Annotated in this window: 17 protein-coding genes and 1 pseudogene; 8 read left to right on the forward strand and 10 right to left on the reverse strand. The window is 47.6% G+C overall.

Annotated features, from left to right (window positions below; translation table 11 throughout):
* A partial coding sequence (locus Q0600_RS08970; RefSeq protein ID WP_298759405.1) for a S4 domain-containing protein occupies window positions 1-273 on the reverse strand: 273 nt, incomplete at its 3' end.
* Between the two features lie 52 nt (window positions 274-325).
* Here Q0600_RS08970 and Q0600_RS08975 point away from each other — a divergent pair.
* Complete coding sequence (locus tag Q0600_RS08975) at window positions 326-1,432, forward strand: FtsW/RodA/SpoVE family cell cycle protein (RefSeq protein WP_297923381.1); 1,107 nt, start codon at window positions 326-328, stop codon at window positions 1,430-1,432.
* A 105-nt stretch (window positions 1,433-1,537) separates the two neighbouring features.
* On the opposite strand, the gene Q0600_RS08980 is transcribed toward Q0600_RS08975, so the two are convergent.
* From Q0600_RS08980 to Q0600_RS09020, 9 genes are all read right to left on the reverse strand, one after another.
* Complete coding sequence (locus Q0600_RS08980) at window positions 1,538-1,864, reverse strand: hypothetical protein (RefSeq protein ID WP_298759409.1); 327 nt, start codon at window positions 1,862-1,864, stop codon at window positions 1,538-1,540.
* Window positions 1,861-2,481 (reverse strand): hypothetical protein, encoded by a 621-nt coding sequence (locus Q0600_RS08985; protein ID WP_298759412.1) that lies wholly within the window; start codon window positions 2,479-2,481, stop codon window positions 1,861-1,863. Before Q0600_RS08985 ends, Q0600_RS08980 begins: the two co-directional genes overlap by 4 nt.
* Window positions 2,482-3,136: 655 nt before the next feature.
* Window positions 3,137-4,936, reverse strand: a complete 1,800-nt coding sequence (locus Q0600_RS08990) for an N-acetylmuramoyl-L-alanine amidase (RefSeq protein WP_298759414.1) — start codon at window positions 4,934-4,936, stop codon at window positions 3,137-3,139.
* Entirely contained in the window at window positions 4,920-6,008 is a 1,089-nt protein-coding gene (locus tag Q0600_RS08995) for a nitronate monooxygenase (RefSeq protein ID WP_298759417.1), read from the reverse strand. The genes Q0600_RS08990 and Q0600_RS08995 overlap by 17 nt, the downstream gene beginning before the upstream one ends.
* Complete coding sequence (gene tyrS / locus Q0600_RS09000; RefSeq protein WP_177389336.1) at window positions 6,008-7,213, reverse strand: tyrosine--tRNA ligase; 1,206 nt, start codon at window positions 7,211-7,213, stop codon at window positions 6,008-6,010. Before tyrS ends, Q0600_RS08995 begins: the two co-directional genes overlap by 1 nt.
* Before the next feature lie 14 nt (window positions 7,214-7,227).
* A complete protein-coding gene (locus Q0600_RS09005) occupies window positions 7,228-9,420 on the reverse strand; it encodes a RelA/SpoT family protein (protein ID WP_297961063.1) in 2,193 nt (730 codons plus the stop codon).
* On the reverse strand, window positions 9,398-9,616 hold the full coding sequence (locus tag Q0600_RS09010; RefSeq protein ID WP_291935955.1) for a DNA-directed RNA polymerase subunit omega: 219 nt from the start codon (window positions 9,614-9,616) through the stop codon (window positions 9,398-9,400). Before Q0600_RS09010 ends, Q0600_RS09005 begins: the two co-directional genes overlap by 23 nt.
* A gap of 23 nt (window positions 9,617-9,639) precedes the next feature.
* Window positions 9,640-10,359 carry a UMP kinase gene (gene pyrH / locus Q0600_RS09015; protein WP_297881798.1) on the reverse strand — a complete coding sequence of 240 codons (720 nt, stop codon included), beginning with the start codon at window positions 10,357-10,359 and terminating at the stop codon, window positions 9,640-9,642.
* A 64-nt stretch (window positions 10,360-10,423) separates the two neighbouring features.
* Complete coding sequence (locus Q0600_RS09020; RefSeq protein ID WP_298759420.1) at window positions 10,424-11,767, reverse strand: apolipoprotein N-acyltransferase; 1,344 nt, start codon at window positions 11,765-11,767, stop codon at window positions 10,424-10,426.
* On the opposite strand from Q0600_RS09020, the gene yajC reads away from it, so the two are divergent.
* The 7 genes and pseudogenes from yajC to Q0600_RS10590 form a co-directional block, all read left to right on the forward strand.
* Window positions 11,743-12,015 carry a preprotein translocase subunit YajC gene (gene yajC, locus Q0600_RS09025; RefSeq protein ID WP_005872282.1) on the forward strand — a complete coding sequence of 91 codons (273 nt, stop codon included), beginning with the start codon at window positions 11,743-11,745 and terminating at the stop codon, window positions 12,013-12,015. The two genes, Q0600_RS09020 and yajC, sit on opposite strands and share 25 nt — an antisense overlap.
* Complete coding sequence (gene secD / locus Q0600_RS09030) at window positions 12,005-13,606, forward strand: protein translocase subunit SecD (RefSeq protein ID WP_298759423.1); 1,602 nt, start codon at window positions 12,005-12,007, stop codon at window positions 13,604-13,606. The genes yajC and secD overlap by 11 nt, the downstream gene beginning before the upstream one ends.
* Window positions 13,593-14,561: a protein translocase subunit SecF gene (gene secF, locus Q0600_RS09035; RefSeq protein WP_291935970.1), complete on the forward strand. Its 969-nt coding sequence runs from the start codon at window positions 13,593-13,595 to the stop codon at window positions 14,559-14,561. The genes secD and secF overlap by 14 nt, the downstream gene beginning before the upstream one ends.
* Window positions 14,562-14,570: 9 nt before the next feature.
* Window positions 14,571-14,912, forward strand: a complete 342-nt coding sequence (locus Q0600_RS09040; RefSeq protein WP_005872279.1) for a DUF6394 family protein — start codon at window positions 14,571-14,573, stop codon at window positions 14,910-14,912.
* A 9-nt stretch (window positions 14,913-14,921) separates the two neighbouring features.
* Window positions 14,922-17,369: a leucine--tRNA ligase gene (leuS, locus tag Q0600_RS09045; protein WP_298759427.1), complete on the forward strand. Its 2,448-nt coding sequence runs from the start codon at window positions 14,922-14,924 to the stop codon at window positions 17,367-17,369.
* A 6-nt stretch (window positions 17,370-17,375) separates the two neighbouring features.
* Entirely contained in the window at window positions 17,376-17,915 is a 540-nt protein-coding gene (gene lptE, locus Q0600_RS09050) for an LPS assembly lipoprotein LptE (RefSeq protein WP_177389347.1), read from the forward strand.
* 37 nt (window positions 17,916-17,952) lie between these two features.
* A pseudogene (locus Q0600_RS10590) lies at window positions 17,953-18,126 on the forward strand (bifunctional folylpolyglutamate synthase/dihydrofolate synthase); the annotation flags it as partial.
* Window positions 18,127-18,804: the final 678 nt, after the last annotated feature.

Raw genomic sequence — 18,804 nt, forward strand, 5'->3', positions numbered from 1 at the left:
TTTAAAAATTTCGCCCGCCTGCGCGTCCTTGTGTAAAATTTCAACGTCGAAATCCAGCCGCTCTGCGCTTATTTGTTGCGGCGCAGGCGCGGGGTAGTCGATGTGCACGAGTTCGCCCGCGGATAGCTTGTAGCCGGGTTTAGTCTGCACGGCTCCGTCCACTCTGACCGCTTCGGATTTGATTAAATTTGATATTTGATTGCGCGAAATTTCAAGCTGCGAGCTTAAAAAAACGTCGAGCCTTTCGCTGCATTGTGCTATTAGATTATCCAAATTTATACCTTTTTTGGCTATTCTTACGTCAAAATTTTAATAGGATTAAGCGTTGTTTAAAATTGACAAAAAGATTTTAGCATATTTTGATTTCATTCAACCTTTTTTGATCGTGCCGATAGTGGTTTTTTCATACGTTTTAATAAGCGAGGCAAACGACGTGCTGTCCTCGAAGCAGGTGGTTTATTTCGGCGTCGGATTTGCCGTTTTTACGCTGTTTTTTCTCTTTCCGATACGCAAATTTTTATATCTCATACCGATATTTTATTGGATCAATATCATATTGCTGCTCAGCGTCGATTTTTTCGGCGTTAGTAAGCTAGGAGCTAGGCGCTGGCTGGAGATCCCTTTCGTGCATTTTACGCTGCAGCCCAGCGAGGTGATGAAACCCGCGTTTATCCTGATGCTGATGTATCTGATACACAAAAATCCGCCGCCCAAAAACGGCTACGGGCTCAAGGATTTTTTGCGCCTTAGCTTTTACATACTTCTGCCTTTTGTTCTGATCGCGAAAGAGCCCGATCTAGGCACCGCCGCGATACTTTTTTTGACCGGATTTGCTATTCTTTTCATCATCGGCGTGGATAAAAAAATTTGGCTCACGCTCATCATCGTTTTTGTGGCCAGCTCGCCGATTTTGTACGAAAACATGCACGATTATCAAAAAAAGCGCATCGCCGATTTCATCAGCGAGGAGCCCAATTACCAGGTCAAGCAGGCGATCATCGCTATTGGAAACGGCGGCATCTACGGCAAGGATAGGGATGAAGCGACGCAGACGCACTTTAAATTTCTGCCGATTGCGACGAGCGATTTTATCTTCGCTTATACGATCGAGCGCTTCGGCTTCGTGGGGGCTGCCGCGCTGATCGCGCTGTATGCGCTGCTGATACTGCATCTGCTGAGCCTAAACTACGATTTTAAAAGCGATTATTTGATACGTGTCTTTACGAGCGCGCTTGCCTCGCTCATTTTCATCTACACGGGCGTTAATATCTCGATGGTGGTGGGTTTCGCGCCCGTCGTAGGCGTGCCGCTGCCATTTTTCAGCTACGGCGGCAGCAGCTTCATCACCTTTATGATCCTCTTTGGAATTTTACAAAATTTGCTGACGTTTAGGATGAAAGATAACTACAAGACCTACAAGATCAGGATGTAAATTTGGCGCTCGCACGGATAAATTTTGAAATTCTACAAAATCGCGCGAGTTTATTTTGAGCCTCGGCGGTTAAATTTGAAGCAGCGGGCTAAATTTTAAAACTCGCTACAAAATCACGCTGATACCGAGCGTAAAAACCACTGCAAAAAAGGCGTATGTAAAGGCAAATTCCAAAGTTTGCGAATTAAAAAATCCATAGTACAAAATGCTCGTGAAAAATCCGCCCACGAAGGCTACGGCAAAGATTCCGATCCGCGCTGCGACGGGCTTTGCGCCGCAAAATTTGTATAAGTAAAAAACCCCGCAGAAGCTGATCGCAAACCAGATCATCGCAGGCACCGGCCCGCTTATGCGTGTCATGCCGAAGAGATTGGCTAAATTTAAAAGCAGTAAAAAAATTACTGCAAGCGCGATCAGCGCGGATTTGATCATCTATCGCGCCTTGCGTCGGGCGCGGAATTTTCGCCGCCCTGATTGAAATTTTGCACGGAATTTTTGCTCTCGCCGCCTTCGCTCGCGCCGTCGTTTGAAATTTTAAAATTTTCGTCGGAATTTTCATCGGCACCGCTCGCGAAATTTTCACCGAGATCGCCACTGGAGTTTAAAATTTCATCCTCACTTTGAGAATTTGAAATTTTGCCGCTTTCTTTGAAATTTTCGCTCTCGTTGCCGTCTAAATTTTTAGAGCCTTCGTCCGCAGAATTTTTATAAGCTTTATTTGAAAATCTTTTGTGCCTGATCTGCAGATAAAAGACGAAGGCGACGAACGCCACCGCGGTGATCGCGATGTAGTAGCGGTTTTCGAAGAGCAGCACGCCCTCTACCAGCCCCGAAAACAGCGCCAGCAGCGAGGCGGTAAGAAACGGAAAGCGCACTACGTCCTTTTCGCCGATCGCTAAGGCGATGAGCGCGACGCCGAAGATCGTGGCGTTTAGCAGCGCGCCTAGGATTTTGATTTCGGCGAAAAGATTTGGATTTACGCGCGAAGTAACATAAAGCGCGAGCGCAACGGCTGCGAAAAGCAGGATCAAAAATACGATTTTTTTCATTTTGGACCTTTTAAAATTTATCTTTAATTTACGATTCAGCTGCGCCTTTTATGCGCATAGAGCGCAGGCATCAGCGCATTACAACTGCTTTGTTTGCGGCATTACGCAAATATTGCGCGTCCTGCGGACATAGCGCGAAATTTCAGGGCGCCGTTAAGCGCGACTAGAGCGATACACATGCTCACGACTTAAAGTGCAATCCTAATTGCACGGACGCGGTTTGAAACACGACTTGCGTTAGCGCGACAAAATCGCTATTTTCGCGCGGCTTAAATGTGATTTTGTCGGTAAATTTTACCGCCAGCCGCACTCTGCTGAGCAAGTGGCGCCAAGTCCACGTTTAAAAATTTTATGCCGAGCCGCGCTAAAAGCTTCGCATCTAAGCCGTATGCGTCCCTAGCTCGTGGCGCCGCAAGACGCTCCGTAAAATTTACCTACCCGTAGTAAATATTTGGCACACGAGCGAATTTTGTACCCAAGCACCGCACGTTTTGCTTTAAATTTAGCGCGGCGGGTTTTAAATTTTAAATTTACCGCCTTCGCGCTGTGTTTATTGCAAGATCTGTGCCGCTCACCCAACTTATATCCGCGGAGCAAATCTCGCGCCGAAATAAAATTTTATCTCGCTCGTAAAATCGCAGCGCGTAAAATTTCATCACTTGTTTTTCTGAAAGTACGCATCCACGCCGTTTGCGATGCCTTGGGCTATGCGGTCTTGATAGGTGCTTTTGCCTAAATTTTTACCCTCCTGCGGGTGCGTGATGTAGCCCATCTCCACGAGTACCGCGGGCATCGTAGCGCCTACGAGCACCCAAAACGGCGCCTCGCGCACGCCGCCGTCTCTGCTTGAAAAGCTCTTTTTAACCGAGCTTAGCATATAGCTTTGAATGTCGATGGCAAGCTTGTTTGAGGAGATTATCTTCTCTCGGTTTAAGAAATTTAGGAAGGTCTGCTTCGAGAAGGTATTCATATCCTCCAAATCGCCCCTGTTTTCGAGCGCGGCGGCGTTTTTACTGCGCTCGCTTCTAGCCGGGCTTAAGAAAAAGGTCTCCACACCGCTCATTTTAAGTGCTGAGCTAGCGTTAGGAGCAGCGTTTGCGTGGATCGAGATAAACATATCGGCGTTTTTTTTAGCGGCGAAAGCGGTGCGCGACCTTAAATTTATAAACACGTCGGTGCTGCGCGTGTAAAGCACCCTATAGCCGCGCTTTTGAAGCAGCGCGCCGAGCTTTTTGGATGTGGCTAGCACGACGTTTTTTTCCTTCAGCCCGTTTCCGACCGCGCCCGAATCGCTGCCGCCGTGACCCGGATCGATTACGATGAGCTTGCCTTTGGTGGATTTGTAAATTTTACCGGCGGCCACGGAGATCGATTTGGCGCCTTGAGATTCATCTATCGTGCTGATTTGCGGCTCGCTATCTTGCTCGCGTTCGCGCTTGCGCCCTGATTTTTGATCCTTGTTTTTTTCTGCGCGCGCAGATTTTGTGGCTTTTAAGCCTTCAGCCGTACTTAAAATCATCATATTGCCGCTAATTTCAACGTTTGCGTTGAATTCTTTCGGGTCGCTAAGTACGATGCGCACGGTCTTGTCGTTGTATTGCGAGACGCGTACATCGCTAACGAAGCTATTTTTAAGCCGCGTTTTTTGTGACTTTTGCCGCGCGCTAAAATCAATCACGAAGCGAAAATTATCGCTACTTGCGATCGTAAAATCTTTATAATCGCCGCGCTTTAGATCGCGGTTAAACTCAAGCACGATCTCATCTGCATCACCGCGTAGAGAATTTAGCGCAAGCTGGGCGTTTTTGTCCGCTTTTTTGACGCTGCTTTTTCTAAGCTCGTTGCTTTGATCCGCAGCCTCCTCATCCTCGTTTTGCGCGATTGCGTCCTCGCCGCCATCGTCCTCTTGGGCGTCTACGGCCTCGTCCGCGCCGATCGGTCTAGTCGAGCGTAAGAATTCCAAATCCTCACTAGATAGCGAGCTTAGATCGGCTTCTTCTGAGGCGCGCGCCTTTTTAAGATTTTTGGAAGTGGAATTTTTTGAATTCTTAGAATTTTTAGAGGCGGAGGCTTTGGGGCTATGCGCTAAATTTGAAGCGTTTCTCTCGTCCGAGCTTTTGTAATTTTTTGCATTTTCATCTTTGAGCTTTTTAGAATTCGTGCTGCTATCGCTTGCTTTGCCTTGTAATTTGGCTAGCGCAGATTCATAAGGCGAGGAGTCAAGCCCTAAATTTTTCGAGCTATAAACCAATCTCTTTAGCGCTTTGATGCGGACCTCTTTATCGGACGCGCCTTGGTAAAGCGATTTTAGCTCCTTGTGTAGCGAGCGCTTGTAATTCGGCGTCGCTACGATGAAATCCTTGTCGAATTTCGCAAAAAACGCCTCGCTGGAAGCTCCAAACGCCAATACGCAGCTAAAAGCTGCGATTAGAAAAATTTTAACTATCTTCGCCATTTACAAGTTTTTCTATCAATTCCTTCACGGATATGATCTCGTTTAATCGCCAGCCGTTTGCGCCGGTAAAAAACAGTCCGCTTTGCGTTTTGCCCAGATACGCGTCGCTTAAGCGGTCGGCGATGCAGTATCCTACGGCATTAGCGCCTTTGCCTCGCTCGCAAGGGCTTACGCAGTTGCTGATACAGCGGATCTTAGGCGCCGTGCCTGCAGCGATCATATCTTGTAAATTTGTATGAATGCCGCGCGCGGGATAGCCCACGGGCGATTTTAGAAGCTCGATATCTTCTTTTTTGGCGTTAAGAAGCACCTGCTTAAATTCCTCCGCGGCGTCGCATTCAAAGGTGCCAATGAAGCGCGTGCCCATCTGTACGCCGTCCGCACCTAAAGACTTCACGCGATCGATGTCGGTTTTATCCCAAATTCCTCCTGCGACGAATAGCGGGAAGCTGCCCCATTGCGCAATTTCCGCTTTTACTTGCGGGATTAGATTATCCAGCGCAAACGCGGGATCGCCGCACTGCTCGTAGGTAAAGCCCTGATGTCCGCCGCTAAGAGGGCCTTCGAGCACTACGGCATCCGGAATGCGGTTATAGCGCTGCTTCCAGCGTTTGGCGATGATCTTAAGAGCCTTAGCGGAGGAGACGATAGGCACGAGCGCGACGTTCGGGAAATCTGCCGTAAATTCCGGCAGATTGGTAGGAAGACCCGCGCCGCTAATGATAACGTCGATACCTGCCTCGCACGTGTCGCGCACGATGCGCTCGTAGTCGTTCGCCGCACACATTACGTTCATCCCCAAAGGTGCATCGCCGCAAATTTTACGGGCGTTTCGCACTATCGCAAAAAGCGCCTCTTTGCTATAAAAATTCTCGCTTTGATATGGTCTGCCATCGAGCGATTTTTTGGCAAATTTAAGATTTTTGTAGTAGCCGGTGCCGACCGAGCTAATGACGCCTAGACAGCCGTTTAGGCTGACATTGCCGGCTAGCTTGTCCCAGCTGATACCAAGTCCCATGCCGCCTTGAATTATCGGGTGCGCAATCTCGTGTTTGCCTATCTTTATACTCATTAATCTACCTTTAATTTAGCGAATTTTTTCTTCCCTACTTGAAGCGTGTATTCGCCCGAGCTAAGCTGAAGCTGCTCATCTAAAATTTTATTTTGATCGATACTGACAGCGTTTGATTTTATCAGCCTGCGCGCATCCGAGCTAGAGACGGCAAGCTTGCAGCTGATGAGCGCCTTTACGATCCATGCAGGCGAGCTTACGTGATATTCCTTGATCTCGCTAGGAAGCTCGCCGGCACCGTGGACGCGGTCAAATTCCTGCTTGGCCTCAAAGGCGGTATTTTCGTCATAAAATTGCGTGACGATCTCGGAGGCAAGCTCCTCCTTAACCGCCTTGGGATGGATCGAGCCATCCGCCACAAAGCCTTTTATTAGCTCAATATCTTCGCTGCTCTTTTGGCTTAGCAGATTATACCAATCCCACATTAACGCATCGCTGATACTCATCACCTTGCCGTACATATCATGAGGCGTATCGGTTACGCCGATGTAGTTGCCTAAGCTCTTGCTCATTTTATTCGTGCCGTCGGTGCCTACTAAAAGCGGCATCATCACGACGCTTTGTTCCTTGCCGACATCATAAATTCTTTGCAGCTGGCGACCCATTAAAAGATTAAATTTCTGATCGGTACCGCCGAATTCTATATCGCATTTCATGCAAACGCTGTCGTATCCTTGCAGTAGCGGATACATAAACTCGCTGATGCTGATCGGCTGCTCGGCCTTGTAGCGCTTCTCAAAATCGTCGCGCTCGAGCATCCTGGCAACATTAAAAGTGCTTGATAGCTCGATCATACCGCTAGCACCCAGGCGGTTGGTCCATTCGGAATTAAACATCACCTTAGTTTTGGCGGGATTTAAAATTTTAAAGACCTGCTGCTCGTAGGTTTTGGCGTTTTGAAGCACAACTTCGCGCGCTAGTTTTTTGCGAGTCTCGCTCTTGCCCGTAGGATCGCCGATTTGAGCGGTAAAATCGCCGATTAGAAACTGCACGATCGCGCCATGGTTTTGTAAAAATGCAAGTTTATTTAGTACGACGGCGTGCCCTAGGTGTAGATCCGCAGCAGTGGGGTCCATGCCGATTTTGACGTAAAAGACCTCGCCGCTGTCGTAATAGCGCCTAATCAGTGCCTCTATTTGCTCTTCGCCGATGATCTCCGCGACGCCGCGCTTAAAATTTTCCATAATGCCTTGAATGTCAGCCATTTGCTCTCCCTTATTTAGTTTTTATATACGTCCGTAAGCGATACGAAATCCACGATTTTAAAGCGGTTTTTGAGTTTGTCTTTAATCTCCGTGGAGTCTAAATTTTCGTTTAGCTCGATGATGATCTCAAAATAATCCGACGTCGTTTCACTATTTTCGTTGAGGCTTATCGACACTAGATCGACCTCAAGCTTGACTAAATAGTTCAAAAACGTCGCCAGCGAGCCGCGCTTGTTTTCTAAATTTAATATGATCTTGTAGCGGTGCGGCGCATTACGCGTCCATTTTACGAAGATCATCTCATCGGTTTTGATTAGCTCGCTTGCACGTTCGCACAGCTTATGATGCACCGTTACGCCGTGCCCGTTGCGAAAGCCGATGATGTCGTCACCGCGCTTTGGGTTGCAGCAGTAATCAAACTCAACCTCGTCGATTTTAAAATTTGAATACACCACGATGTTGTCAAATTTTTGCTTCTCGATCTCATACTTGCTGCGAAATTTCATATTGAAGAATTTCTCTTTGAGCGGGTATTTTTTCAGCGCATTTACGACGTCTTTTAAAAATACCGAGTCATAGGCAGCTTTGCCGATCTTTTTGCTTAAATTTTCTTTTTCAAGCCAGCTTAAAATGCTCTCCTTGCTCGTCGTAAAGATCGCGCATAAAATTTTAATTGCTACTTCAAAATTTATATCTCTGATCTTTTGTTTGCAAAACGCCTTTATCGTCGCGCGCGCCTTGCCGGTTTTTACAGAGCTTAGCCAGCTGCAGCGGTAGTGTGGCTCGCTTCCGGTAATGATATGAACGATATCTCCGTTTTTTAGCTCCGTTAATAGCGGCACCTTGACGCGGTTTATAAAGGCCTCGGTTGCTTTTAAGCCCACTTGAGAGTGTATCTCGTAGGCGTAATCAAGCGCTGTAGCACCGCGCGGCAATGTAAAAATTCCGCCCTTGGGAGAATACACGGCGATATCTTCTACGTAGAGGCTGTCTTTGGCGTATTCGTAAAGATCCTCGGCGTTGGCGTCGTCCTCTTCCTGCATGCCGATGTCGTTTAGCCAATCAAGCTTCGGATTGATTGAGCCGCTATATTTATATTTCCAGTGCGCTGCAACGCCGAATTCTGCGGTGTTGTGCATATCAAAGGTGCGGATCTGTACCTCTACGATCATACTTTCGTTAAAAACGGTCGTGTGGATCGTCTGGTAGCCGTTTTGCTTCGGAAGCGCGATATAATCCTTAAAGCGCGATATGAGCGGGTTAAATTTAGTATGGATTATGCCCAGAGCTAAGTAGCAATCCATCGGCTTTTGCACGATGATGCGGATAGCCAAAAGATCGAGCACCTCCTCGATCGAAATTCCTTTGCGCTGCATTTTTAAAAAGATTGAGTAGTAGTGCTTCATCCGCTTTTGGATCTCAAAGCTGCCCTCGCTAAAGCCGTTTGAGAGCATATACTCCTTGATCTTTTCGCTAAATTTGCTCAAGCTCATCTGAAGCTGCTGCTTATGCTCCTCGACGTAATCGGCGATCGCCGCGTATTCTTTGGGCATGACGTATTTAAAGCTAAGATCCTCAAGCACGTTTTTGATCGATGAAATTCCAAGCCTGTGCGCGATCGGCGCATAAACCAAAAGCGTCTCCTCGCCAATGCGTTTTTGTTTATCGGGGCGAAGTGCGTCTAGGGTTAGCATATTGTGCAGTCTATCGCAGAGCTTTACGACTAAGACGCGCTGATCGTTAATGGAGATCATCAGCATCCTGCGGAAGGTAAGCGCGGTGGTGCGTAGCTTGGCGTTACTATCGCTGGATGGGGCTAATTTATCCTCTCTGATGTTTACGATTTTAGTAAGCCCTTCTACGATTTTGGCTACTTCGTCGCCGAATCTTTGTCTAACCTGCTCGATGCTGTAATCTGTATCCTCTACTACGTCGTGTAGTAGCGCAGATATCACCATTGCGTCGTCTCCGCCCATAAAAGATACGAAGCAAGCTACCAAAATCGGATGGATCGCATACGGCTCGCCACTTTTGCGAAACTGCCCGTCATGCTGCGCGATGCATAAATTTATAGCATCCACTAGCAGCGGAGTGGGCTCTTTTAGATTATAAAGCAGCTGCTTGGCGCTTTGAATGTCTTTGGTATCGACGACATCGTCGATGAGACTTTCTAAGAAGTTATCATTAATCCTTGTCAACGATTCCATCTAATGCGATCTTACCTTCGGCTAGTTCCAAGATTGCTATATCGGCAAATTTCATCCTGCGAGTATCTACGTTCTCTATCAGCGGAGGTTCGCCAGCAGCTAGCTGCTCGGCGCGTTTGCTTATCATCAAAGATAGCTTATATCGGTCTCCGCCCGTTACTTTTAAAGCCTTGGCTACAATTTGTTCGGTTCTCATCAATTCTCCTTAAATTTTAAATTTCAGTTTTTTACGATCGAGCAGGAGCTTAGATCTCCGCCCTCGACGATTTTGTATAAATTTCCGCTCTTAAACATATTGCACACGATGATCGGAAGCGCGTTGTCCTTGGCAAGCGCGATAGCCGTATCGTCCATCACCCTGATGTTGTCGTGCAGGGCTTGATCGTAAGTGACTTTGGAAAGCAATTTGGCGTCTTTAAATTTTTGCGGATCCTTGTCGTAGATCCCCATTACCTTAGTGGCTTTTATGATAGCGTCGGCTCCGATCTCGATCGCGCGGAGAGTGCCCGCAGTATCGGTAGTAAAAAACGGATTTCCCGTGCCCGCGGCAAAGATCACGACGCGCCCTTTTTCGAGGTGTCTTTTAGCGCGACCGATGATGAAGGTCTCGCAGATCGCCTCCATCTTTATCGCACTTTGCACGCGTACGTCCATACCTGCGTATTCCAGCGCTTCTCTCATAGCGATTGCGTTTATGACGGTGGCTAGCATGCCCATATGATCGCCGCTGGTGCGCTTGATGATACCGCTAGCCGCGGCGCTTACGCCTCTTATGATGTTGCCGCCGCCGATTACGATGCCTACTTCGATGCCGCCCTCTACGAGCTGCTTGATCTCTTTAGCGATAAATTTTAAAATTTCGCTGTCGATCCCAAAGCCGTTCTCTCCCGCTAGCGCTTCACCCGAAAATTTTACGAGTATGCGATTGTATTTAGCCATAAATTTAGCTCCTAATAAAATTTTAAAATATTATCCAAAAGTCGTTTAAAAATAACTTTTTAGGCTATTTTAGATGATCTTTAAGGCGGTTTATCCAGATCTTTTTCGGAGCGATTATCTCGCTAGCGCTGCCGTTTACGGCGTGATAGATCAATGTGCCGTGCAAGCTCGCGTAGTAGCGGATTATGAGGCGCTGCAAATAGGGCTCGTAGCTCGGCACGAACCAGCCGTTATTGCTGATCGCTACGACGTATTTGGGCGAGCCTTCGTAAAGCTCTGCGCGCGTAGCCTCGTAGCAAACGGCGCTTCTTACGCTCTTGCCGCCAAGCTCGTAGTCGCTAAAACCGCTAGCCGTCGAAAAATCGGTCGCGCCGCCTAACAGCACGCGGTTGATGAAATTTCGCGCAAATTCAGGTAGCGGCACCATTTCGCCAAACGGCACCAAAATGTGCTTATCGAAGCGCTTCATTTCCCCGTTCGCAAAAAGATAGGCGCTGTTGTAAAATTTCCCGTTCTCATACGCTTCCGCGCCCGCTACGATAGTAATTGCGCGCGATTTTTCCTTTAGAGCTTCAACTAGCACGTTTTCTAAATTTAGCGGCATCGCAAAGGCGCTCTCGGGCAAAATTATGGCATCCTGCCCCGCTGCGATGGCATCATCAATCCGAGCTAAATTTGCCAACGCGGCGGATAAAATTTTATCTTTCGCCCAGATGTCGTGCTGCGAAATATCGGTGTTTGCGAGTAAAATTTTAATCGGCAGTGGCTCGGGCTCTTTTTGGCTAAATTGCAGCGCGCAGATCAAAAATATCGCGAAAATTAGGGCGTTAAGCTTAGCCCGGGCGCCGTGTCCGCGTAGATACAAAATCGCGCAAAGCCCCGCTAAAATCAGAGCCAGCGCGCTAAGATCGGCTCTGAAAATTCCATGACTTAGCAGCAGTTCAAAATTTAGCCAATCAAAGCCGAAAGGGTGGATAAATTTTAAAATCAAAAGGCACGCAGCGCGCAAAATTGGCGCGTCAAAGATCGCAAGGATGCGGAAAATAAAGGCATAAACGAGGCAAATTCCAAGAATTTCAATCGGGATCAAAAACGCAAGATCGAAATAGATCAGACTGAAGCTGATCCAGTGCATCCATAGCGCGCCGATAAAAAATCCGCACCAAAACCACTCCGCCTTGCTTGCTTTTAGCAGATAAAAAAGTGCCGCTATCGCAATTAGAGGCGAGAGAAATTCCGCCGCCAAGGCGATTAAACCGTCAAATTTAGAGCTTAAAATTTCTACGAAAATAAAATTTGAAAGCGCAAGGGCAAGAACAAAGCCTTTATTTATGTAACTTAATGTAAAATAGCTACTTTTTAAATTTCTAATGAAGGAAACACATGGAACAAGGAAACTTCTTTGCATCAATCCTGCCTATCGTCGTAATCTTTGCGATTATGTATTTTTTGATTATCAGACCGCAGCAAAAGCAGGCCAAGGATCATAAAGCAATGGTCGATGCGCTCGGCAAAGGCGATAAGATCATAACTAGCGGTGGCATAAAATGCACGGTCGTGAAAACAAACAACGATTTTATCACAGTTAAGCTTAACGATGAGGTCATGGTTGAGCTGGATAAACAATTTGTGGCAAGAAAATTAGATGAGCAGTAAAATTTCATACCGCCTGCTGATCTTTTTAGCTGCGGTTATTTTTTCGGCGATTTTTGCCGCGCCTTCGATCTTTCAGACCGAAAAGGGAAGCAAGATAAACTTGGGTTTGGATCTGCAAGGCGGCCTGCATATGCTTTTGGAAGTTCAAAGCGACGAAGCGGTCGTTTCGAAGATCAAATCGATCGCCGCTAGCGTTAATTACGCCGCCAAGCGCGATGATCTGCTGATGGACGGGCTAAAATTGGAAGGCGATTCGTTTGAGTTTGAAATTTTAGACGCAGACGAGGCTTCCAAATTTGATGCGATTTTGCATAGCGCCGCAAGCGGATTAGATATTCAAAAATCTGGCGAAAAATATCGCGTCACACTAACGCCTGAGGAGGTCGAAGCGACTAAAAAATACGCGATCGAACAGGCCGTCGAGACTATCCGAAACCGCTTGGATCAATTCGGACTTGCGGAGCCGACGGTAGCAAAGCAGGGCGAGAGCTATATTTTGGTGGAGCTTCCGGGCGTCAAAAGTGCAGCGGATGAGCAGCGCGCAAAAGATCTGATTGCCAAAGCGGCTCACTTGCAGCTTATGGCGGTGGACGACGTGCGCCAAGACCGCGCGCAGACTATCAGTGCAGCGGATGCCAGAGCTTACGGCGACGTGATCTATCCCGACGTTAAAAATCCGAATTACAAGTATCTCATAAACGAAATTCCGGTGCTTGATGGCGCGATGCTAGTCGATGCGAAGGTCGCTTTCGATCAACACACCAACCAGCCGATCATAAATTTTACGCTAAACTCTCAAGGCGCTCAAATTTTTGGCGATTTTACCGGCAAAAATGTCGGCAAGCGTCTAGCTATCGTACTTGACGGCAAGGTTTACTCAGCGCCGCGTATAAACGAGCGCATCGGCGGCGGTAGCGGTCAGATTAGCGGCGGATTCAGCGTCGAGGAGGCGCACGACGTAGCGATTGCGCTTAGAAGCGGCGCGCTTTTGGCTCCTGTTAAAGTCTCAGAGACACGCAGTATCGGTCCTAGCCTAGGACAAGATAGCATCGATAAAAGTATGGCAGCGCTAAGCCTTGCAGCGGTTGCGATTTTGATCTTTATGATTTTCTACTACGGCGTGGCGGGACTTTTTGCCGATATCGCGCTTACGGTCAATATCTTGTTTTTGATAGCTTGTATGGCGCTATTCGGAGCTACTTTGACGCTTCCTGGAATGGCGGGAATCGTGCTAACTATCGGAATGGCCGTGGATGCGAACGTCATCATTAACGAGCGCGTTAGAGAGGTGCTAAGGACGGGAGTTTCGATCCGCCAAAGTATAAATAAAGGCTATGAAAATGCGATGAGCGCGATCGTGGATTCAAATATCACTACGCTAATTACTTCCGCTGCGCTTTATGCTTACGGCACGGGTCCAGTGAAGGGCTTTGCCGTCACGATGAGCATCGGTATCGTAGCGTCGATGATAACGGCTATTTTAGGCACTCACGGAATGTTTGAGTTAGTAATGGATAAGATGGAAAAGAGCAAAAATACCGCGCTTTGGCTCGGTTATAAAGTAAGAGGAGGCGCAAATGCAAGTGTTTGATAAGGGCAAAATTTATGATTTTATGAAATTTAGATATTTTACTTTTGCGCTTTCTGCTGTTTTGATAATAGGCTCTATTGCGCTATTTTTCATTAAGGGCATTAATTACGGCATCGATTTTAGCGGCGGTACACTCATTCAGGTTAAATACGACGCTAAAGCACCGCTTGATGAGATCAGAAAACGCTTCGAGGCGGCAAATTTAGGCAATATCAACGTTACGGAATTCGGTAGCGATCAAGAAGTTACGATTAGATATTCAGGCGCTGCGAGTGAACTGGGCGATAATCCCGCCTTAGCGGCGCAAAAAATTTTACAAGGCAGTGGAAACTTCGACATTCGCAAGGTCGATATCGTAGGTCCTAAAGTCGGCGAGGAGCTTCGCACAAACGGAATTTTAGCGGTATGTGTGTCGTTTGCGCTCATTTTGGTTTATATCACCCTGCGGTTTGAGTGGAGATTTGCGATTGCAGCCGTACTATCGGATCTGCACGACGTCGTAGTCGCCGTAGGCGCGATGATTTTAGCTGGCGTGGATTTCAACCTTGAAATTCTAGCCGCACTGCTAACTATAATGGGCTACTCGCTTAACGATACTATCGTTGTTTTCGATAGAATTCGAGAGGGTGTAAAAGATAGTAAATCGATTAAGCTTGACGAGGTTATAAACGAATCAATCTCTCATACGCTATCGCGCACGTTGCTTACTTCGCTTACGACTCTCATCGTCATCGTGATTTTATTCGTCTGGGGCGGCGAGATGATCCACGGCTTTAGCTTCGTGATGCTAATAGGCGTCATAGCAGGAACATTCAGCTCCGTATTTGTAGCTGCTCCGATGCTGATTTTGTTTAAATTTAATGTCGAGAAATACCGCGCGTTTTTGGCTGAAAAACAGCGCCGTATCAAAGAGAAAGAAAAGAATCGCGCCATGTATGAAAAAGGCACGGTGTAAGGATAAAAGATGAACTGGGGAAGGGTAATTTACATATTTTTTGCGCTGATGAGTATGACTACGATAGGCGGGTTTTTGTATGAGAAGAATGAAATTTTACTTTTCATAGCAACCAGCGTGAATGCAGTCTCGACGCTTTTGAAGGTAGGCGTGCGAAATATGCTAGCAGCCGAGCTTTTTGCAAGCTCGCTCGTAGCGGATCTGCATCTCATACCGGCGTTCGTTTTGATTGTAGTAGCGCCGGGAGATCTATCGATCGTGACCTCGCTTGCGATCGGCGCGCTACTTGCAAACTTTTTCTCGCTAATTTTAATAGCGATCGAGTCGGCAAAAACTAAAGACGAATTCTAGGAGCGCAAAATGCCTTACGATAGTAAAAGTATTGAGCTTAAATGGCAGAAAATTTGGGATGAAGAGGGAGTTTTCGAGCCTAAGGACGATTACAGCCTGCCTAAAAAATATATCCTTTCGATGTTTCCCTACCCAAGCGGCCGCATCCACATGGGGCACGTGCGAAACTACAGCATCGGCGACGCGCTGAGTCGCTATTATAGGCTGCGCGGATACAACGTGCTTCAGCCGATCGGCTTTGATAGCTTCGGAATGCCTGCGGAAAACGCGGCGATCAAACACGGCACCCATCCCAAAACTTGGACCTACGAAAATATCGATTATATGAAAAACGAGCTGCACCGCCTGGGCTTTAGCTTTTCGGCTCGCCGTATGCTCGCTACCTCCGATCCGCTTTATACGCGCTGGGAGCAGGAATTTTTCATCAAACTTTTTGAAAAAGGGCTTATCTACAGAAAAAGCGCTGTGGTAAATTGGTGCGAGCACGATCAGACGGTGCTTGCCAACGAGCAGGTCGAGGAGGGCAGGTGCTGGCGCTGCGGCAACGAGGTCGTGCAAAAGCAGATGCCGGGATATTATCTAAAAATCACCGCTTATGCGCAGGAGCTTTTGGATTGCCTAAAACAGCTTGAGGGCAAGTGGCCCGCTCAGGTGCTTACGATGCAGGAAAACTGGATCGGACGCAGCGAGGGTTTGGAATTTAACTTTAAATTTGACGAGCAAAGCAGCGCTAATCTTGGCGGCATCGAGGGTTTTAAGGTTTTTACGACGCGCCCCGATACGATCTACGGTATGAGCTACGCGGCACTTGCGCCGGAGCATGAGGTCGTAAAGAGACTTTTGGATAAAGGCTTACTTGACGCCCAGGCTGCGGCGAAGGTGAGAGAAATTTTAAATCAAAGCCCGCGCGAGCGCCAAGCAAGCGATAAAGACGGCGTGAGCCTCGGAATCAGCGTGCTTCATCCGCTAAACGGCAAAAAGATCCCCGTTTGGACCGCAAATTTCGTCCTAGCAGAATACGGCGGCGGCGCGGTTATGGCGGTGCCTGCGCACGATGAGAGAGACTTCGAGTTTGCGAAGAAATTTAACCTGCCGATCATTCAAAGCATCGCTCCAAAAAGCGGCGATTGCGACGCTAGCAAAGCTTACGTAGAGAGCGGAGTTTTGGTAAATTCCGAAGAGTTTAGCGGCATGGATAGCGAGAGGGCAAAAAGCGCCGTCATCTCAAAATTTGAGGAGCTAGGGCTCGGGCGTCGCGTGGTAAATTTTAAACTGCGCGATTGGGGGGTAAGCCGCCAGCGCTACTGGGGCGCGCCGATCCCGATGATCCACTGCTCAAAATGCGGGCTGGTAAGCGAGGAAATTTCAAATTTGCCCGTAGAGCTTCCGCAGGATATTAAGATCACCGGCAAAGGCAATCCGCTCGACGCGCATCCTAGCTGGAAGTTTTGCAAATGCCCTAAATGCGGCGGCGACGCGATGCGTGAGACCGACACGCTCGATACCTTTTTTGAAAGCTCGTGGTATTTCGCGCGCTACGCAAGCGACGAGCGGACGTGGCAGCAGCGGGCGTTTGACGAGCAAAGCGTGAATTATTGGATGAACGTCGATCAATATATAGGCGGCATCGAGCACGCGATCCTGCACCTTTTGTATGCGAGATTTTTCCAAAAGGCTCTTCGCGACATAGGCTATCTGCGCGATAGCGAGCCGTTTGAGCGGCTGCTAACCCAGGGCATGGTGCTAAAAGATGGCGCAAAGATGAGCAAAAGCAAAGGAAACACCGTCGATCCGGACGACATTATCGAGACTTACGGCGCCGATACGGCGAGGCTTTTTATACTTTTTGCCGCGCCGCCGCAAAAGGAGCTTGAGTGGAACGACAGCGCGGTAGAGGGCGCGTATAAATTTCTTAGCCGCCTCTACGATCGCGCCGAAAACGCTTATGCTACGGATAAAATTCCGCAGATCGACCACGCCGCTTTAAATAAAGAGGAAAAATACGCCCGCCTCAAAGTTTACGAGGCGCTTAAGAAGTCGCAGCAGGTTTATGAGAGCAGCTTTGCTTTTAATACCCTAATCGCCGCGTGTATGGAGGCGCTAAATGCGCTAAATACGCAGAGCAACAAAGACGTATTTACTGAGGGTTACTTTGTGATTTTAAACTTGCTCGAGCCTATTGTGCCGCACATCTGCGCCGAGCTTAGCGAGAAGCTGTTTAAAAGACGAAATTTCGGCGAGCTGAGAGTTTGCGAAGAGGTATTCGAAAGCGATACTATTAAACTTGCCGTCACGATTAACGGAAAAAAGCGCGCCGAGTTCGAAGCGGATGCGGGCCTAAGCGAGGGCAAAATTTTAAGCCTTGCAAAGCAGAATTGCGCCAAATGGTTAGAGGGCAAGAGCATCGTAAAAGAAATTTATGTCAAAAATAAGCTCGTAAATTTGGTGATAAAGTAGGCGAAGATGAGAAGAGTTTTAACCGTTTTTTGTTTGATTTTTTTAATCGGATGCGGCTACAAGCCCGTTTCGAGGATCGCGAAAGAGACGATGAGTGGAAGCGTATTTGTGGATGTGATGATGAGCAAAACTGATCCGCAAAACACCGTCGCTATCAAAGATGCGATCAGACAGGGTATAGTCCAGCGCCTAGGGATGAGCCTTTCGGATAAAAACTCGGCGCAGACGATCGTAGTAGCGAGCATAAAAAGCCTAAGCTTTAGCGAGCTTTCATACGATCAGTTCGGCTATGTCACTAGCTACCGTGCGAATCTCATCGTAAATTTTAGCACCAAGCTTAAAAATGGCGAGGTTTTCAGCAAGGATTGCGTGGGCGATTACGATTTTAAAGTTAGCCGCCTAGTCAAAAATAGTTACGATACGAGCTCGATCATTAGCGATAAGGACCGCTACAAGGCGATCGAAAATGCCTCCGCGCAGGCGTTTGACGAGTTTATTTCGGCGCTTGCGATTAGGGGATTCAGACTTGAGCGGGCGCAGCATTAAAGAATTTTTGCAAAATCGCCCGATTTATTACAAAAAAATCGACTATGAGCGCTTTCCGCGGGCATATGCCGCCATTAAAGATAAAATTCCGCTCAAAAACGTCATTCAGATCATCGGCACCAACGGCAAGGGCAGCACCGGGCGGTTTTTGGCTAACGCGATCGCCGCAGCGGGCTTTAGCGTCGGGCACTACACTAGCCCGCACGTTTTTAGGCTCAACGAGCGCATCTATCTGGGCGGACGGATCGCGCAAAACCTCGTTTTTGCGTTAAATTCAGGCGCTTCAAATTTTAAAAACGAGCAAAATTCCGCTTTGGCGCCAAATTTTACGGAAAAACAAAATTCCGCAAAGATGCAAAATTTTGCGAACAGAGAAAATTCCGCCTCTCAAATTTATATTTCTAATTTGCAAAATTCCACCACGCAGGATTTTATCGCCATGCAGAATTCGCATGGTGAGCAGAATTCCGCCCTGCAAAACTGTGTTTCTACCACGCAAAATTTTTGTAGCAAGCATAATTTCATCGCGCGAAATTCCATAGATACGCAAAATTCTGCTTCTACACAAAATTTATGGAATTCGCAAGATCTTAAATTGCCGTCTGAGCAAAATTTCAATTTCTCGCCGGAGCAAAATTTTAAATCTCAGCTAAGATCAAATTCCAAACCCGCTCAAAGCTCGCCTCCCATTTCGCTAGGGCGCGATGCTACGGATGAGGAGCTAGATTTTGCGCATGAGTTTTTGCAAGAGAGCTTGCCCGCGGAGTTTAAAGATAGCCTGTCGTATTTCGAGTATCTCACTCTTGCGGCGGCAGTGATCTTTAAAGATTGCGATTACTGCGTGATCGAGGCTGGGATGGGCGGCGAGTTTGACGCTACGTCGAGCTTC

Origin of the sequence: uncultured Campylobacter sp., assembly GCF_938041645.1 — a bacterium.
Classification (GTDB): Bacteria; Campylobacterota; Campylobacteria; order Campylobacterales; family Campylobacteraceae; genus Campylobacter_B.

What these genes read in the sequence shown, in the direction of transcription:
- Q0600_RS09020 (WP_298759420.1), bottom strand. Translation starts at nt 11,767, where the DNA reads ATGCAAAGAAGTTTCCTTGTTCCATGTGTTTCCTTCATTAGAAATTTA.
- Q0600_RS09040 (WP_005872279.1), top strand. Translation starts at nt 14,571, where the DNA reads ATGAACTGGGGAAGGGTAATTTACATATTTTTTGCGCTGATGAGTATG.
- Q0600_RS08990 (WP_298759414.1), bottom strand. Translation starts at nt 4,936, where the DNA reads ATGGCGAAGATAGTTAAAATTTTTCTAATCGCAGCTTTTAGCTGCGTA.
- leuS (WP_298759427.1), top strand. Translation starts at nt 14,922, where the DNA reads ATGCCTTACGATAGTAAAAGTATTGAGCTTAAATGGCAGAAAATTTGG.
- Q0600_RS09010 (WP_291935955.1), bottom strand. Translation starts at nt 9,616, where the DNA reads ATGAGAACCGAACAAATTGTAGCCAAGGCTTTAAAAGTAACGGGCGGA.
- Q0600_RS08995 (WP_298759417.1), bottom strand. Translation starts at nt 6,008, where the DNA reads ATGAGTATAAAGATAGGCAAACACGAGATTGCGCACCCGATAATTCAA.
- Q0600_RS09005 (WP_297961063.1), bottom strand. Translation starts at nt 9,420, where the DNA reads ATGGAATCGTTGACAAGGATTAATGATAACTTCTTAGAAAGTCTCATC.
- lptE (WP_177389347.1), top strand. Translation starts at nt 17,376, where the DNA reads ATGAGAAGAGTTTTAACCGTTTTTTGTTTGATTTTTTTAATCGGATGC.
- Q0600_RS08985 (WP_298759412.1), bottom strand. Translation starts at nt 2,481, where the DNA reads ATGAAAAAAATCGTATTTTTGATCCTGCTTTTCGCAGCCGTTGCGCTC.
- Q0600_RS08980 (WP_298759409.1), bottom strand. Translation starts at nt 1,864, where the DNA reads ATGATCAAATCCGCGCTGATCGCGCTTGCAGTAATTTTTTTACTGCTT.
- pyrH (WP_297881798.1), bottom strand. Translation starts at nt 10,359, where the DNA reads ATGGCTAAATACAATCGCATACTCGTAAAATTTTCGGGTGAAGCGCTA.
- secF (WP_291935970.1), top strand. Translation starts at nt 13,593, where the DNA reads ATGCAAGTGTTTGATAAGGGCAAAATTTATGATTTTATGAAATTTAGA.
- tyrS (WP_177389336.1), bottom strand. Translation starts at nt 7,213, where the DNA reads ATGGCTGACATTCAAGGCATTATGGAAAATTTTAAGCGCGGCGTCGCG.
- secD (WP_298759423.1), top strand. Translation starts at nt 12,005, where the DNA reads ATGAGCAGTAAAATTTCATACCGCCTGCTGATCTTTTTAGCTGCGGTT.
- yajC (WP_005872282.1), top strand. Translation starts at nt 11,743, where the DNA reads ATGGAACAAGGAAACTTCTTTGCATCAATCCTGCCTATCGTCGTAATC.